We start from the raw sequence: 15,540 nt of genomic DNA, 5'->3' as shown, positions 1-15,540 counted from the left end.
AGGGAACGGGCCTGTGCGCGTCCCAGGTGCGGCCCGCCGGGGAAAGCGGACCGGTCCGGTCCGGCGGCCGGATCGGCGCGCGCCTCCTGCGAGGATGGAGCCGTGACAGGAACGCAAGGAACCCTCGTCCTGGCCGGCACGCCCATCGGCGACACCGCCGACGCGCCGCCCCGGCTCGCCGCCGAGCTCGAGACGGCCGACGTCGTCGCCGCCGAGGACACCCGGCGGCTTCGCCGGCTCACCCAGGCGCTCGGGGTGCAGACCACCGGACGCGTCGTCTCGTACTTCGAGGGCAACGAGTCCGCCCGTACGCCGGAGCTGGTGCAGGCCCTCGTCGACGGCGCCCGAGTGCTCCTGGTGACGGACGCCGGGATGCCCTCCGTGTCCGACCCCGGCTACCGGCTCGTCGCGGCCGCCGTGGAGAAGGACATCAAGGTCACCGCGGTGCCGGGCCCGTCCGCCGTGCTCACCGCACTCGCCCTGTCCGGGCTGCCCGTGGACCGCTTCTGCTTCGAGGGCTTCCTGCCGCGCAAGGCCGGCGAGCGCATGTCGCGGCTGCGCGAAGTGGCCGGGGAGCGGCGCACCTTGGTCTACTTCGAGGCCCCGCACCGCCTCGACGACACCCTCGCTGCGATGGCCGAGGCCTTCGGTGCCGACCGCCGCGCCGCCGTGTGCCGCGAGCTCACCAAGACCTACGAGGAGGTCAAGCGCGGCGGCCTCGGCGAGCTGGCCGCCTGGGCCGCCGAAGGGGTGCGCGGGGAGATCACCGTGGTCGTCGAGGGCGCCCCCGAGACGGTGGCCGACCTTGACGCGGACGAGCTGGTGCGCCGGGTGCAGGTGCGCGAGGAGGCGGGGGAGCGCCGCAAGGAGGCCATCGCGGCGGTCGCGGCCGAGGCGGGGCTGCCCAAGCGCGAGGTATTCGATGCTGTGGTCGCGGCAAAGAATGCGGCGGGACGGTCGCCAAAAGACGGCAAAGGACTATCGTGAAAAGCAAAGGCTAAGCCGGGCATCGGGCTCTTTCCACATGAGGCACCCAAAACCGCTCCAATAGTCGACAGGTCTGATGCGTTCCGGCCGGACGAGGAGTCCACTGGATGAGGGAATCGAGATCGGTTCCTTCGCACGTGGATGACCCCGGACGTACTTGTCCGAGGGACAAGAGGAGCTGGCATGAGTGAGATCACCGGCCGCGCCGCAGACGTCGACGCCGCAGCACAATCCCCTGCGGACCCGACCAGCCTGCCGACCCATCCGATAGCCACCGTTCACGAGTCGTACGCCTTCGCCTGTATGCGCTGCGGGCACGGCTGGGAGCAGTCCTACGACATCGAGCACTTCGTCGACGGCAAGGGCAATGAATTCGTGCTCTACATGGCGGGCGGGCAGCGCGTCCCCTCGCCGCTGACCCGGCCCACCTGCCTCAACTGCGGCGGGCACGTCGTCCGCATCATGCAGGCCGGGCAGGTCTCCTCGATCCTCGACCTGCTGGCCCACAGCAAGGACCACAAGCACCGGCCGAAGAAGCACGGCGGGAAGCCGGAGGTGCCGGCCGCGGGACCCGTCCCGGAAGGAGCCGGGCACCACTGGCACCTGTCGGATCTGCTGCATCCGTTCAAGGGCAGGCAGCAGCCCTGAGCCCAGGGGCCGGGCGCGCCCGGGTGCGTCCTCGGAGCCGTCGCCCCGGTTCGTAGGATCGAGGCATGAGCCCCAAGGACGCACCCCCGCCGCTGCCCGAGCCCCTGCGCATCCCCGTCGCGGACTCGCACACGCACCTCGACATGCAGGACGGCACCGTCGAGGAAGGGCTCGCGAAGGCCGCGTCCGTGGGCGTGACCACGGTGGTGCAGGTCGGCTGCGACCTCAAGGGTTCGCAGTGGGCGGCCGATACGGCGGCGGCGTACGAGAGCGTGCATGCGACCGTCGCGCTGCATCCCAACGAGGCGCCGCGGATCGTGCACGGCGACCCCGACGGCTGGTCGCGCCAGGGCGCCCGCGAGCCGCTCGGCGACGCGGGTCTGGACGAGGCGCTCGCCGAGATCGACCGGCTCGCCGCGCTCCCGCAGGTCAAGGGCGTCGGCGAGACCGGGCTCGACTACTTCCGCACCGGGCCCGAGGGCAAGGCCGCACAGGAGAAGTCCTTCCGCGCGCACATCGAGATCGCCAAGCGGCACGGCAAGGCCCTGGTGATCCACGATCGCGAGGCGCACGCCGATGTGCTGCGCATCCTCAAGGAGGAGGGCGCCCCCGAGCGCACTGTCTTCCACTGCTACTCCGGTGATGCCGAGATGGCCCAAGTCTGCGCGCAGAACGGCTACTTCATGTCGTTCGCGGGCAACGTGACCTTCAAGAACGCGCAGCACCTGCGGGACGCGCTGCAGGCCGCCCCGCTCGAACTGGTCCTCGTCGAGACCGACGCGCCCTTCCTGACCCCCGCGCCCTACCGCGGACGGCCTAACGCCCCGTATCTCATTCCGGTCACATTGCGCGCCATGGCGCTCGTGGCGGGGGTGACCGAGGACGTGCTGGCAGCGGCGGTTTCCGCGAACACGGCCCGCGCCTTTGATTACTGAGCGATAACGCTCCCGCGGCCGCATCCCGGGGCAGCGCCGCGACACTGCGTAGTCGCGCTGCTTGGGAGAGTGACACAAGCTCCGCTAGGTTCGCTCCGCTTGATCCGGACCCCTTGCTTGATCCGGAGCCCTTGATCGGGACCCCTTGGAGCCTGGAGCGACGTCGTGAGCCATGGGACTTCGTACGACCCCTACGGGGTGGGCGAGCAGCAGTACAGGGAGCCGCAGCGGTACGAGGAGCCCCAGCCGTACGGGGAGCCGCAGCGGTACGAGGAGCCGTACGGGCGGCCGTACGCGGACGTCGCGGGCGCGCCCCAGGACACGTACCGGCCGGCCTATGAGACGCGGGCCGCGCGGCGGGAGCGGGCGCAGGGCGAGTTCCCCCGGCAGGCCCCCGTCCAGACGCCCGCGCCGGCGGTGTCCCCGCCCGACGGGCCGGGTACGGACAGCGCGTCCGAGCCCCGTACGGAGAGCGCAGCCGAGCCCCGTGCGGGCGGGCGGGCCGAGGCGCGGCGGGCCGCGCGGCGCAAGAAGACCTCCGAACGGCCCGAGAGCCTGCGCCGGCTCGTGCCGCAGGCGCTCGTCGTGGCCTTCCTCGCGGGCGGCACCTCCGCGTTCGTCGCCGAGGACAAGGCCGTGAAGCTCTCGGTCGACGGCAAGGAGCGCACCCTGCACACCTTCGCCGACGACGTGGCCGAACTCGTCGCCGACGAAGGTCTTGACGTGGGCGCGCACGATGTCGTCGCGCCCGCCCCCGGCACCGAACTGGCCAGCGGCGACGAGGTCGTGGTCCGCTACGGCCGGCCCGTCCACCTCACCCTCGACGGGCAGCGCCGCAAGGTCTGGACGACCGAGCACACCGTCGACGGGGCGCTGCGCCAGCTCGGCGTGCGCGCGGAGGGCGCGTACCTGTCGGCCTCGCGCTCGAAGCGGATCGCGCGCGAAGGGCTCCGGCTCGACGTCCGCACCGAGCGCACCGTCACGATCATGGCCGACGGCCGGGAGCGCACCATCCGCACGAACGCGGCCACCGTGCGCGAGGCCGTCGAGGAGGCCGGGATCTCGCTGCGCGGCCAGGACACCACCTCCGTGCCGCCCGGCAGCTTCCCGCGCGACGGCCAGACCGTGACGGTCATGCGGGTCACCGGCAGCAAGGAGGTGCGCGAGGAGCCCATCGCCTTCGACGTGCAGCGCACCCAGGACGCCTCGCTGTTCGCGGGTACGGAGGTCGTGGTGCAGCCGGGCCGGCAGGGCGCCCGCCGGGTCACGTACGCGCTGCGCACCGTGAACGGCGTGAAGCAGAAGCCGAAGCGCCTGAAGACCGAGGTGGTGCGCGAGCCCGAGACGCAGATCGTCAAGGTCGGCACCAAGCCGCTGCCCTCCTCGGTCAGCGGCGCCGACGGCCTCAACTGGTCGGGCCTCGCGGCCTGCGAGTCGGGCGGCCGCCCGCACGTCACGGACCCGTCCGGCACGTACGGGGGCCTCTACCAGTTCGATACGCGGACGTGGCAGGGGCTCGGCGGGAGCGGGCGCCCGCAGGACGCTCCGGCGGCGGAGCAGACGTATCGCGCGAAGAAGCTGTATGTGCAGCGGGGTGCCTCGCCCTGGCCGCACTGCGGGCGGCGGTTGTACGGGTGAGGCCCTGGGCGGGCGCCCCCCGCGCCCGCATCCGACCTCCGGCCGGATCTGCTCAAACGCCGCAGGGGCTGGTTGCGTAACCTGGTCCGGTGAGCACCACTGAGTCCGACGACCACGGCGCCCTGCTCGGGCCGGCCGACATCCGCGAGCTGGCCGCAGCCCTCGGCGTGCGGCCCACCAAGCAGCGCGGGCAGAACTTCGTCATCGACGCCAACACCGTCCGCCGCATCGTGCGCACCGCCGGGGTGCGCCCCGACGACGTGGTCGTCGAGATCGGCCCCGGGCTCGGTTCGCTGACGCTCGCCCTCCTGGAGGCGGCCGACCGGCTCGTGGCCGTCGAGATCGACGACACGCTCGCCGCCGCGCTGCCCGCCACCATCGAGGCCCGGATGCCGGAGCGCGCCGACCGGTTCGCGCTGGTCCACTCCGACGCGATGCTCGTACGGGAACTGCCGGGCCCGGCCCCGACCGCGCTGGTCGCGAACCTGCCGTACAACGTCGCCGTGCCGGTGCTGCTGCACATGCTGGCCACGTTCCCGAGCATCGAGCGCACCCTCGTCATGGTGCAGTCCGAGGTCGCCGACCGGCTGGCCGCGCAGCCCGGCAACAAGGTGTACGGCGTGCCCTCCGTGAAGGCCAACTGGTACGCGGAGGTCAAGCGCGCCGGAGCGATCGGCCGCAATGTCTTCTGGCCCGCGCCCAACGTCGACAGCGGTCTGGTCTCGCTGGTGCGGCGGACCGAGCCCGTCAAGACGACCGCCTCCCGCGCGGAGGTGTTCGCCGTCGTGGACGCCGCGTTCGCGCAGCGCCGCAAGACCCTGCGGGCCGCCCTCGCCGGGTGGGCCGGGTCCGCCGCGGCCGCCGAGCAGGCGCTCGTCGCGGCCGGGATCTCGCCGCAGGCGCGCGGCGAGGCGCTCACCGTCGAGGAGTTCGCGCGGATCGCCGAGCACAAGCAGGCCGGGGAGGCCGGCGCGTGAGTGTCACCGTACGCGTGCCCGCCAAGGTCAACGTGCAGCTCGCCGTCGGCGCCGCGCGCCCGGACGGCTTCCACGACCTGGCGAACGTCTTCCTGGCCGTCGGCCTGTACGACGAGGTCACCGTCACCCCCGCGGCCGAGCTGAAGATCACCTGCTCGGGCCCCGACGCCCATCAAGTCCCCCTGGACGCCTCGAACTTGGCGGCTCGGGCGGCGATCGCACTGGCCGCGCGGCACGGGCTCGCGCCCGACGTCCACATCCACATCGCCAAGGACATCCCGGTCGCCGGCGGCATGGCGGGCGGCTCGGCGGACGGCGCGGGCGCGCTGCTCGCCTGCGACACGCTCTGGGGCACCGGCGCCTCGCGCACCGAACTCCTGGAGATCTGCGCCGAGTTGGGCAGCGACGTGCCGTTCTCGCTGCTCGGCGGTGCCGCGCTCGGCACCGGGCGCGGCGAGCTGCTCGAACCGCTGCCGGTGGGCGGCTCCTTCCACTGGGTGTTCGCGCTCGCGGACGGCGGGCTCTCCACGCCCGCCGTGTACGGGGAGTTCGACCGGCTGACCGCCGGCACGGACGTGCCCGCGCCGGCCGCCAAGCCCGAGCTGCTGGCCGCGCTGCGGGCCGGTGACGCGACGGCCCTCGCGGCGAGCGTGGTCAACGACCTCCAGCCCGCGGCCCTTTCGCTCTTCCCCGCGCTCGCGCGCACCCTGGCCGTCGGCTCCGCGGCGGGCGCGCTCGCCTCGCTGGTCTCCGGCTCGGGCCCGACCACGGCGTTCCTGGCGAAGTCCGCGGAGTCCGCCGAGGAGGTCGCCTCGGCGCTGCTCGCCTCGGGCACGTGCCGCGCGGTGCGGGTGACCTCGGGCCCGGCGCCGGGGGCGACCGTGGTGGCGCCGGCGGTCTGATCCGCCGCGCCACGCTCTCGCCCGAGCCCGCGGGGGTACCCAGGTACTCAGGCCGAGTTGAGTACCTGAGCGCTGACCGGCACCCCCGCCCGGAAGCGACCGTAACCGCATGGCATCCACCGTGCGCGACCTCGCAGACAAGACACCGGCCACCCGCGACCGGTACATGGACCTGCTCCGGGTGGCCTCGCTCGGGACCGTCGTCCTCGGGCACTGGCTGATGGCCGCCGTGAGCACCGACGACGCGGGGCAGATCCAGCTCGGCAACCTGCTCGCCGAGCTGCCCGCGCTCCAGCTGCTCACCTGGGCGCTCCAGGTCATGCCGGTGTTCTTCTTCGTCGGCGGGTTCTCGCACGCGCTGTCCTACCGCTCGCTCCAGCGCAAGGCCGGGGACTCGACCCCGGTGTACGCCGCCTTCCTGCGGGCCAGGCTCCAGCGGCTGCTCCGGCCCACCATGGTGTTCATCCTGGTGTGGGGCGCTGCCGCGCTGGTCCTCCAACTCATCGGCGGCAGCCCGCACTTGGCCGACATCACGCTGCGGCTTGTGCCCCAGCCGCTGTGGTTCATCGGGATCTACCTCGCGATGGTGGCCTTCACGCCGCCGCTGCTCCGGCTGCACGAGCGGTACGGCTGGGGCGCGTTCGGCGGGCTCGTGGCCGCGGCCGCCGCGGTCGACCTGTTGCGGTTCGCCGCCGGGGTGCCGTACCTGGAGTTCCTGAACTTCGCCTTCGTCTGGCTCGCCGTCCACCAGCTCGGCTTCCTGCGCGCCGACGGCCGGCTGCACCGGCCCGCGCTGCTCGCGGCCGCGGGCGTCGCGGGCGCCTCGCTGCTCGTCGCCTTCGGCCCGTATCCGCTGAGCATGGTCGGGATGCCCGGCGAGAAGATCTCGAACATGGCCCCGCCCACCTTCGCCCTGCTCTGCCACGGCCTGTGGCTGGTCGGCGCGGTGGAGCTGGTGCGCAAGGCCGCGGCCCGGTGGCTGGAGCGGCCGAAGGTCTGGCGGACGGTCGTCGCCGCGAACGGGATCTCGATGACCGCGTTCCTGTGGCACCTGACGGCGATGCTCGGGGTGTACGGGGTGTTCCTCGGCCTCGACGTCGCGCTGCCCGCGCCGGCGAGTGCCGCCTGGTGGGCGCAGGTGCCGGTGCGGATCGCGCTGGCGGCGGTGCTGACGGCTTTGCTCGTGGCGGCGTTCCGGGGCTTCGAGCGTCCTGCGGCCGCACGGCCCGCCGTCGAGCCCCGGGGCGCCGGCGGCTCGGGCCCGCTGGCCGCCCTCGGCATCACGCTCTGCCTCTTCGGTGTCCTGGGCCTGTCGATGGTCGGCTACGGCGACCTCCTGGAGGGCCGCTCGGCGATGCTGATCGCCTTCCGGATCACGGCTCCCGCGGCGGTGGCGATGGCGCTCGTGGGCTGGTTCCTGGTGGAGCGGGCGGGCAGGGCGCGGGCCTGAGCCGCGCGCGGGTGAGGGCCGCTCCGTGCGGGGCGGCCCTCGCCCGCCGGGTCAGTCGTTGACGCGTACGGACTGCTTGGCGAGCTCGTACGCGGGGATCATCGACGCGTGCTCCTCCGCGTCCAGTCCGCCGAGGGACACGACGACCACACCGTCCGGGGTCGGCACCGCGAACGCCCGTACCGTCCTCGTCTCCTCCAGGAGCTTGCTGGTCGTCTCGTACTCGACCTGGTGCCCCTTCACCCCGCCCGAGGTGAACGCCCGGTACATGGCGTCGGCGGGCTCCTCGTCCGCGGCCACGTACGCGCGCAGGATGTCGAGCGGTTCCGAGTCCTTGCCGGCCGGGTCCTCGACGTACACGCGGAGGAACCCGATGCTCCCGGCCGGCTTCGCGTCGATCTCGCAGCGGGCGATCACCGGGCCCTGGACGGCGAGGTCGGCGAACTCGTCGTCGCGCGCGATGTCGATCGCCTCGGGCTGCCACTTCGCCGCCGTCCCGAACGTCACCGGCAGCTTGCACGGCGAGGACGCGTCGCCCACCGTGCCCGCCTGCTCGGCCGCCTCGCCCTTCGCCCCGCCCGCGCCTTCCGTGGGTGCGGCCGACGTCGGCTTCGCGGAGGCGGACGGAGACTTCGCGCCCTCCCCGGACGAGGACTCCGCGCCCTCCCCGGACGAGGACTCCGACGAGCACCCCGCGACCAGCCCGCCCACCAGCGCCGCCGCCAGGACTGCCCGTACCACCGAACTGCGCATATTGCTGCTCCCCACCCTCGAGTCCACGCTCCCGCCCCCTCCGGGAGATCGCGGCACGATACCCCGGCCCGTGGGCCGACTACCCTGGTAGGCCGGTCGAGACGTCGGCCGCGAACCCGCGTACAGGAGTGAAATGGCCGTCAACCTCGTCAATGTCGAGTCCGTGAGCAAGGTGTACGGCACCCGTGCCCTGCTCGACGGAGTCTCGCTCGGCGTCTCCGAGGGCGACCGGATCGGTGTCGTGGGGCGCAACGGCGACGGCAAGACCACCCTGATCCGCATGCTCGCCAAGCTGGAGGAGGCCGACTCAGGCCGCGTCACGCACAGCGGCGGCCTGCGGCTCGGCGTGCTGACGCAGCACGACTCCCTCGACCCGGAGGCGACCGTACGGCACGAGGTGATCGGCGACCTCGCCGACCACGAGTGGGCCGGCAGCGCCAAGATCCGCGACGTGCTCCAGGGGCTCTTCGGCGGGCTCGACCTGCCCGGCTTCCCGCAGGGCCTGGACACCGTCATCGGCCCGCTCTCCGGTGGTGAGCGCCGCCGTATCGCCCTGGCCAAGCTGCTCATCGAGGAGCAGGACCTGATCGTCCTCGACGAGCCCACCAACCACCTCGACGTCGAGGGCATCTCCTGGCTGGCCAAGCACCTCCAGGAGCGCCGCTCCGCGCTCGTCTGCGTGACCCACGACCGCTGGTTCCTCGACCAGGTCTGCACCCGCATGTGGGATGTGCAGAAGGGCGATGTCTACGAGTACGAGGGCGGCTACAGCGACTACGTGTTCGCGCGGGCCGAGCGGGAGCGGATCGCCGCGACCGAGGAGGCCAAGCGGCAGAACCTGATGCGCAAGGAGCTGGCCTGGCTGCGCCGCGGCGCCCCGGCCCGCACCTCCAAGCCGCGCTACCGCATCGAGGCGGCCAACGAGCTGATCGCCGATGTGCCGCCGCCGCGCGACACCAGCGAGCTGATGAAGTTCGCCAGCGCCCGGCTCGGCAAGACGGTCTTCGACCTCGAGGACGTCACGGTGACCGCCGGGGACAAGATGCTGCTCAAGCACATCACCTGGCAGCTCGGCCCCGGCGACCGCATCGGCCTGGTCGGCGTCAACGGCGCGGGCAAGACCTCGCTGCTCCGCGCCCTCGCCGAGGCGGCCCGCACCCAGGGCGAGCAGCAGCCCGCGGCCGGGCGGATCAATGTCGGCAAGACGGTCCGCCTCGCGTACCTCTCGCAGGAGGTCGGCGAACTCGACCCGAACACCCGGGTGCTTCAGGCCGTGCAGCAGGTGCGCGACCGCGTGGACCTCGGCAAGGGCCGCGAGATGACCGCGGGCCAGCTCTGCGAGCAGTTCGGGTTCGGCAAGGAGAAGCAGTGGACGCCGGTCGGCGACCTGTCCGGCGGTGAGCGGCGCAGGCTTCAGATCCTGCGGCTGCTCATGGACGAGCCCAACGTCCTCTTCCTCGACGAGCCGACGAACGACCTCGACATCGAGACCCTGACCCAGCTCGAGGACCTGCTCGACGGCTGGCCGGGCTCGATGATCGTGATCTCCCACGACCGGTTCTTCATCGAGCGCACCACCGACAAGGTGTACGCGCTGCTCGGCGACGCCACTCTGCGGATGCTGCCGCGCGGGCTCGACGAGTACCTGGAGCGCAGGCAGCGCGTGATCGACGCGGCGGCCGCCGCGGCCGCTCCCGCGGCCCCCGCCGCTCCCGCGCCCGCCGGGAAGTCCGCGGCCGACCAGCGTGCGGCCAAGAAGGAACTTCAGAAGATCGAGCGCCAGTTGGACAAGATCTCCGAGAAGGAGACGAAGCTGCACGCGCAGATCGCGGAGAACGCCACGGACTTCGGCAAGGTCGCCGAGCTCGACGCGCAGCTGAGGGAACTCGCGGGCGAGCGCGAGGAGTTGGAGATGCGCTGGCTGGAGCTCGCCGAGGACGCGTAGTCCGGACGCCTGCGGGGCCCGGCCGCCGCGGCTGCGGGGCGCCCGCTCGGGCAGTAACAGCCGTATCACGGGCCGGTCCTCCCTTGGGAACAGGGGAGCGACCGGCCCTTGGCATACCGGGGCCGAGTGATAGAAAGAACTCCCGCCGCAGTGAAGCAGAGTTGCGGGAACCATGCCCGATTCGCTCCTTTCCGGGGGGATTTGAGAAAGCCTACGGAATTGCGGGGGAGACCGGTCGGGCAGCGGTCCCGCGTGATGAGGTAGTCCGACCGATGAGCCAGCCGCCCCAGCCGCCAGGACCACCGTCGCAGCCCCCGGGGGGATTCGGGGGACCGCAGCAGCCGCAGCAGCCCGGCACTCCGCCGCCGCCTCCGGCCCAGCAGCCGGGCGCCCCGCAGCCGGGTTACGGCTATCCACAGGGCCCGCCCGCCGACAACCCGTACGGCCAGCCCGGCCAGGGCGCCCAGCCGGGCCCGTACGCGCAGCCCGCCGGCCCGTACCAGCAGCAGCCCGGCCCCTACGCCCAGCCCGCCGGCCCCTACCAGCAGCAGCCGCAGCCCGGCTACGGCTACCCGCAGCAGCCCCAGTACCCCGGCGCGCCCGCGCCCGGCGGTCCGGGCGGCCTCGGCGGTCCGTCCGGACAGGGCGGCGGCTTCGGGCGGTTCTTCAAGGGCAAGCCCGGCATGATCGTGGCGGCGGCCGTGGCCGGGCTGCTCGTCATCGGCGGCGGGGTGTTCTTCGCGACGCGCGGCGAGGACAAGCCCAAGGAGCCGGTCGCGGGACCCAGCAAGGACGGCAAGAGCGACCCGAAGCCCTCCGCCTCCGTGGACGAGGGGGACGGCAGCGGCACCGGCAAGCAGGACGCGTCGATCAACGACGGCATCAAGGACGGCGAGGTGCCGGCCTGGCTCGCGATGAACGACCAGGACGTGCCGGGCAACGGTGCCGAGCTGTTCGACATCTGGACCCAGGGTGACGTCGTCGTCCAGGCCGCCTACCGCAAGGTCAGCGCGTTCTCCGTCAAGGACGGCAAGGAGCAGTGGTCCGTCGACGTGCCGTTCGACGTGTGCGACACCCCGAAGCACACGAGCGACGACGGCAAGGTCGTCATCGCCCACAAGTCCGGCGACGGTGACCGCGCCAAGTGCTCGCAACTGATGATGATCGACCTCGCGACCGGCAAGAAGGGCTGGACGAAGGAGATCGGCGAGGGCGGCCCGTTCGACAGCGCCATCACGCTCGACCTGGTCATCTCCGGGGACACCCTGCTCGCCGGACGCTCCCTGTCCGGTGAGGCCTACCGCGTCAGCGACGGCAAGAAGCTGTGGGACGCGAAGAAGGAGGACACGGGCACCTGCTTCCCGTCCGCGTACGCCGGCGGCAAGCGCCTCCTCGGCATGGACCACTGCGGCGCGGGCAAGCCCACCGAGCACGAGCAGCTCAAGGAGTACGACCCCGCCACCGGCAAGGTGAAGTGGCGCTACGCGGTCAAGAAGGGCTGGGAGATCAACCGGGTCTACTCCGAGTCGCCGATCGTCGTCTCGCTGACGAACCGCGACGAGAAGACCTGGGCCATCGCCGCCTTCACCGACAGCGGCAAGCTGCGCTCGCAGATCGACGGCGGCAAGGACAGCTTCCGCCAGCAGTGCCTGGGGCTCGGCATCGGCCGTGAGAACTCCCAGAGCTGCTACGGGATGGTCGCCGGCGGCGACACCTTCTACATGGCCACCGAGGCGAAGAAGTCCGGCGACTACAACCGGGTCAACGAGGTCGTCGCGTTCAACCTGGACACCGGCAAGGCCAAGTGGCGCTCCAAGGTGGACGACCGCCAGGTGCTGCCGCTCGCCGTGGTCGGCTCCGACCTCGTCGCGTATGTCGACGCCACCTTCGACACCGGCGGCCAGATCGTGAAGTTCGGCCCCGGCGGCGGCAAGCCGACCGTGCTGCAGAAGCACTCCAGCGGCGCGGTGAACGTCGAGAGCTCCATGTTCAGCGGACCGCTGCACTACGCCGACGGCCGGTTCTACATGACGTCCTCGCGCCTGATGGGCAAGGACGACGAGGAAGAGGCCCGCATGCTGTCGTTCGGCAAGTGACGCTCCGGGCCCGGCAGTTCACCGCTGCCGGGCCCCGCCCAGTCCCCGACGCCCCGTATCGCTTGAGGTAGAGATCCCCATGTCACAGCCGCCCCAGCCGCCCAACGAAGGTTTCGGCGCACCCCAGGACCCGCCCCCCGGCGGCTTCGGTGCCCCGCAGGAGCCCGGATACGGCTACCCGCAGACCCCGCCGCCCGGCCAGCCGGCCGCCCCGCCGCCTCCGGCCGGCGGGCCCGCGACCCCGCCGCCCCCGGCCGGACCGCCGCAGACGCCGCCGCCCGGCCAGCCCGGTTACGGCTACCCGCAGGGGCCGCCGCAGACCCCGCCGCCCGGCCAGGTCTACCCGACGCCGGCCCCCGGCCAGCAGATCGGCTACGGCGCCCCGGCCCCCGGCCAGCAGCAGGGCTACGGCTACCCGACCGGCCCGCAGCAGCCGCCGTACGGTGGCCAGCCCCCGTACGGCACCCAGCAGCAGCCCTACGGCGGCTACCAGCAGCCGCCCACGGCGCCGATGGGCACGCCAGGAGGCGGCGGCAAGAAGCTCAACACGCAGATGATGATCATCATCGCGGCCGTCGTGGCCGTCGCCCTGATCATCGGAGCCGGCGTCTTCCTGGCCTCCGGCGACGACGAGGGCGGCAAGAAGGACGAGTCCAAGCAGGGCCAGACCGAGGGCGGCAAGGGCGGCGGCGAAGAGGGCAAGGGCGGGGGCACCGGCAAGGAGAAGAAGCCGGCCAGCACCCAGGGCCAGGCCCTGTTCAACGTGCCGGCGCCCGAGGTGAAGGGCGACGACTCCATCACCGTCAAGGGCTCCTGGCTCACCGACAAGACGTACGCCAAGGTCGGCGCGTACGAGATCGTCGGCTATGCGCCCGACAGCGGCGAGAAGGTCTGGACGATCCCGCTCGACGGTGAGATCTGCGCCGCCTCCGAGCACGTCAGCGAGGACGGCATCACGGCCGTGCTCTTCCACAACGCCAAGCCGTCCGCGAAGGACAAGTACCCGGGCTGCACCGAGGTCGCCGCGATCGACCTCGACAACGGAAAGAAGCTCTGGCAGGAAGGCGCCAAGAACGCCGACCAGGAGATGCAGTTCAGCCAGGTCACGGTCGGCGGCAACCTGGTCGCCGCGGGCGGCACCAGCGGCGGGGCGGCCTGGGACCTGAAGTCCGGCGGCATCAAGTGGGAGCCGCGTGCGGGCGACAAGTGCGTGGACCAGGGCTACGGCGGCGGCAAGGTGCTCGTCGCGATCAGCCGCTGCGGCAGCGACTTCGACAACGCGCCGCGCAAGGTGCAGCCCCTCGACGACTCGGGCAAGCCGCTCTCCTCGTACACGCTGCCCAAGGGCATCCAGTGGGCGCACATCCCGTCCACCGACCCGCTGGTCGTGGCCGTCGACTCGACCGGCGAGTCCAAGGGCCCGACGGACTACTTCGCGATCGACGCCAAGACGGGCAAGCTGCGCAGCAAGATCGCGGTGGACCCGGAGAAGATCGAGAGCGACTGCGACGCCACGAACGTGGAGCCCTGCAGCCACATGGCCGTCGGCAACGACCACCTCTACCTCGCGACCCAGGAGCACGAGGGCGGCGGCGAGTACGGCATGACGAACGAGATCATCTCGTACAACCTGGCGACCGGTAAGGAAGGCGGCCAGAAGGCCGACGCCGGCGACCGGTACTCGATGTTCCCGCTGCGCATGGACGGCGGCAACATCATCGCCTACAAGGTGCCGCCGTACGACAAGGGCGGCCAGATCGTCAGCATCGACGGAAAGACCTTCGAGCAGACGGTGTTCCTCGAGATGCCGGGCGATGAGGCGGTGCGGGACGCGGAGACGAGTTTCTCCACCTCGCACGCGGAGTACCGGTACGCGAACGGACGGCTGTTCATCTCGGACGTCTTCGCCGGCAAGCCGCTGTCGGCCGACGACAAGAACTACCTGATCGTCGCGTTCGGCGCGAAGTAGCGGGCGCAGCAGGAGCGTTGTGCGGAAACGGCCCTGTCCCTTCGGGGGCGGGGCCGTTCTGTATTTCGTATTCCGTATCCGGGTACCGTCCTGAATGGCAGGTATTTCGGTATTCCGAGGTGCTTCTGGCCGGTAGGGGGCGCGTAATGTCGAACAACCGTGTAGCTTCCGGGAGATGAGGGGCTGGGGGGCTCCGTTACATGGGTGCGTGGGGGAAATGGGGGAGGCCCGATGGGTGTGCGGCTCATGGTGGTCGACGATCACCGACTGCTGGCCGAGGCGCTCGCCTCGGCCCTGAAACTGCGCGGGCACCGCGTGCTCGCCGCCGCCGCACCGGCCGCGGGCGCGGCGGAGCTGGTGGTGCAGCGCGCGCCCGAGGTCTGTCTGCTCGGCACGTCGACGCCGGCCGAGCCCGGCATCTTCGACCCGGTCGTGAAGATCAAGCGGGAGCGTCCGCAGGTGGCCGTGGTGGTGCTCGGGCCGGTGCCCTCGCCGCGCGGGATCGCGGCCGCGTTCGCCGCCGGAGCCTCGGGCTACGTACGGCACGACGAGCGGATCGAGGGCGTCGAGCGGGCCATCATGAAGGCGCGCTCGGGCGAGGCCGCGGTGGCGCCGCAGCTGCTCCAGGGCGCCTTCTCGGAGCTGCTCAACCCGGCCGCGCAGCCCGACGACGAGGGCCAGCGGCTGCTCCAGATGCTCACGCCGCGCGAGGTCGAGGTCCTGGTGCGGGTCGCGGACGGCGAGGACACCCGGCTGATCGCGGCCGGCATGGGGATCGCCCCCAGCACGGCCCGTACGCATGTGCAGCGGGTCCTGATGAAGCTGGGCGTCGGCTCGCGTCTGGAGGCGGCCGCGCTCGCCGCGCGGACGGGGCTGCTGGACCGGGCGGGTCCGGTGGCCGGTACGGCGACGGGGCCGGAGTCCCAGGTGAACTCCGGCCCCTTGTAAGGCAGTTCGGCTACTCCTTGAGCTCGTCCGGCGTCGGCGGCGCCGTCGGGCGCAGCTTCAGCCAGACCAGGAAGAACAGGCCGAGGGCGAGCATGCCCAGGCCGGTCCACAGGTTGATGTTGACGCCTTCGGCCTTCTCCAGGTCGGCGTCGGACGGGCTGATGCCGGCGATCGTGACGATCACTCCGTACACCACGAACAGGCCGCCGATGATGCGCCGGATGTCGAAGAGCCGGGCGGCGGTGGCGGACTTGCTCTCCAGCTCGGAGACTTCACGCTGCAGGTCGGACAT

The 15,540-nt window shown here is 72.1% G+C and carries 13 protein-coding genes; 11 read left to right on the top strand and 2 right to left on the bottom strand.

All coding sequences use genetic code 11. The features are described 5' to 3' along the window. Window positions 1–102 precede the first annotated feature (102 nt). From rsmI to BLT97_RS30605, 7 genes are all read left to right on the top strand, one after another. Entirely contained in the window at window positions 103–987 is an 885-nt protein-coding gene (gene rsmI, locus BLT97_RS30635) for a 16S rRNA (cytidine(1402)-2'-O)-methyltransferase (protein WP_093616031.1), read from the top strand. 183 nt (window positions 988–1,170) lie between these two features. Further along, window positions 1,171–1,635 (top strand): hypothetical protein, encoded by a 465-nt coding sequence (locus tag BLT97_RS30630; RefSeq protein WP_425442785.1) that lies wholly within the window; start codon window positions 1,171–1,173, stop codon window positions 1,633–1,635. A gap of 65 nt (window positions 1,636–1,700) precedes the next feature. Further along, complete coding sequence (locus tag BLT97_RS30625) at window positions 1,701–2,570, top strand: TatD family hydrolase (RefSeq protein WP_093616029.1); 870 nt, start codon at window positions 1,701–1,703, stop codon at window positions 2,568–2,570. A gap of 165 nt (window positions 2,571–2,735) precedes the next feature. Further along, the gene (locus BLT97_RS30620) at window positions 2,736–4,208 is read left to right on the top strand and encodes a resuscitation-promoting factor (RefSeq protein WP_093616027.1); all 1,473 of its coding nucleotides are present in this window, start codon (window positions 2,736–2,738) and stop codon (window positions 4,206–4,208) included. An 89-nt stretch (window positions 4,209–4,297) separates the two neighbouring features. Continuing rightward, window positions 4,298–5,185: a 16S rRNA (adenine(1518)-N(6)/adenine(1519)-N(6))-dimethyltransferase RsmA gene (gene rsmA, locus BLT97_RS30615; protein ID WP_093616025.1), complete on the top strand. Its 888-nt coding sequence runs from the start codon at window positions 4,298–4,300 to the stop codon at window positions 5,183–5,185. Next, window positions 5,182–6,087 (top strand): 4-(cytidine 5'-diphospho)-2-C-methyl-D-erythritol kinase, encoded by a 906-nt coding sequence (locus BLT97_RS30610; RefSeq protein WP_093616023.1) that lies wholly within the window; start codon window positions 5,182–5,184, stop codon window positions 6,085–6,087. Before rsmA ends, BLT97_RS30610 begins: the two co-directional genes overlap by 4 nt. 109 nt (window positions 6,088–6,196) lie before the next feature. Continuing rightward, window positions 6,197–7,537 carry an acyltransferase family protein gene (locus tag BLT97_RS30605; protein ID WP_093616021.1) on the top strand — a complete coding sequence of 447 codons (1,341 nt, stop codon included), beginning with the start codon at window positions 6,197–6,199 and terminating at the stop codon, window positions 7,535–7,537. 51 nt (window positions 7,538–7,588) lie between these two features. Here the strand turns inward: BLT97_RS30605 and BLT97_RS30600 are convergent, their stop codons facing one another. After that, window positions 7,589–8,290: a lipoprotein gene (locus BLT97_RS30600; RefSeq protein WP_093616019.1), complete on the bottom strand. Its 702-nt coding sequence runs from the start codon at window positions 8,288–8,290 to the stop codon at window positions 7,589–7,591. A gap of 133 nt (window positions 8,291–8,423) precedes the next feature. Here BLT97_RS30600 and BLT97_RS30595 point away from each other — a divergent pair, with 133 nt between their 5' ends. The 4 genes from BLT97_RS30595 to BLT97_RS30580 all read left to right on the top strand — a co-directional run bounded on the left by BLT97_RS30595 (window position 8,424) and on the right by BLT97_RS30580 (window position 15,248). Then, a complete protein-coding gene (locus BLT97_RS30595) occupies window positions 8,424–10,235 on the top strand; it encodes an ABC-F family ATP-binding cassette domain-containing protein (RefSeq protein ID WP_093616017.1) in 1,812 nt (603 codons plus the stop codon). A 272-nt stretch (window positions 10,236–10,507) separates the two neighbouring features. Beyond that, window positions 10,508–12,331, top strand: a complete 1,824-nt coding sequence (locus BLT97_RS30590) for an outer membrane protein assembly factor BamB family protein (protein ID WP_093616015.1) — start codon at window positions 10,508–10,510, stop codon at window positions 12,329–12,331. Between the two features lie 79 nt (window positions 12,332–12,410). After that, window positions 12,411–14,300 carry an outer membrane protein assembly factor BamB family protein gene (locus BLT97_RS30585; protein ID WP_093616013.1) on the top strand — a complete coding sequence of 630 codons (1,890 nt, stop codon included), beginning with the start codon at window positions 12,411–12,413 and terminating at the stop codon, window positions 14,298–14,300. Window positions 14,301–14,531: 231 nt separating this feature from the next. Further along, window positions 14,532–15,248, top strand: coding sequence for a helix-turn-helix transcriptional regulator (locus BLT97_RS30580; protein WP_093616011.1), 717 nt, complete (start codon window positions 14,532–14,534; stop codon window positions 15,246–15,248). Window positions 15,249–15,258: 10 nt separating this feature from the next. Here BLT97_RS30580 and BLT97_RS30575 read toward each other — a convergent pair whose 3' ends face one another. Further along, complete coding sequence (locus BLT97_RS30575) at window positions 15,259–15,540, bottom strand: hypothetical protein (RefSeq protein WP_093616009.1); 282 nt, start codon at window positions 15,538–15,540, stop codon at window positions 15,259–15,261.

The sequence above is a fragment of the Streptomyces indicus genome, from assembly GCF_900100315.1.
GTDB lineage: Bacteria > Actinomycetota > Actinomycetes > Streptomycetales > Streptomycetaceae > Streptomyces > Streptomyces indicus.
The sequence above is the reverse complement of the archived record's forward strand: the minus strand, read 5'-3'. Positions and strand labels throughout refer to the sequence as shown.

Bases quoted from the DNA above. Each gene is read 5' to 3' on its own strand.
- BLT97_RS30630 (WP_425442785.1), top strand. From the start codon at position 1,171: ATGAGTGAGATCACCGGCCGCGCCGCAGACGTCGACGCCGCAGCACAA.
- BLT97_RS30605 (WP_093616021.1), top strand. From the start codon at position 6,197: ATGGCATCCACCGTGCGCGACCTCGCAGACAAGACACCGGCCACCCGC.
- BLT97_RS30580 (WP_093616011.1), top strand. From the start codon at position 14,532: ATGGGTGTGCGGCTCATGGTGGTCGACGATCACCGACTGCTGGCCGAG.
- BLT97_RS30575 (WP_093616009.1), bottom strand. From the start codon at position 15,540: ATGTCCGACCTGCAGCGTGAAGTCTCCGAGCTGGAGAGCAAGTCCGCC.
- BLT97_RS30600 (WP_093616019.1), bottom strand. From the start codon at position 8,290: ATGCGCAGTTCGGTGGTACGGGCAGTCCTGGCGGCGGCGCTGGTGGGC.
- BLT97_RS30585 (WP_093616013.1), top strand. From the start codon at position 12,411: ATGTCACAGCCGCCCCAGCCGCCCAACGAAGGTTTCGGCGCACCCCAG.
- BLT97_RS30595 (WP_093616017.1), top strand. From the start codon at position 8,424: ATGGCCGTCAACCTCGTCAATGTCGAGTCCGTGAGCAAGGTGTACGGC.
- BLT97_RS30625 (WP_093616029.1), top strand. From the start codon at position 1,701: ATGAGCCCCAAGGACGCACCCCCGCCGCTGCCCGAGCCCCTGCGCATC.
- BLT97_RS30590 (WP_093616015.1), top strand. From the start codon at position 10,508: ATGAGCCAGCCGCCCCAGCCGCCAGGACCACCGTCGCAGCCCCCGGGG.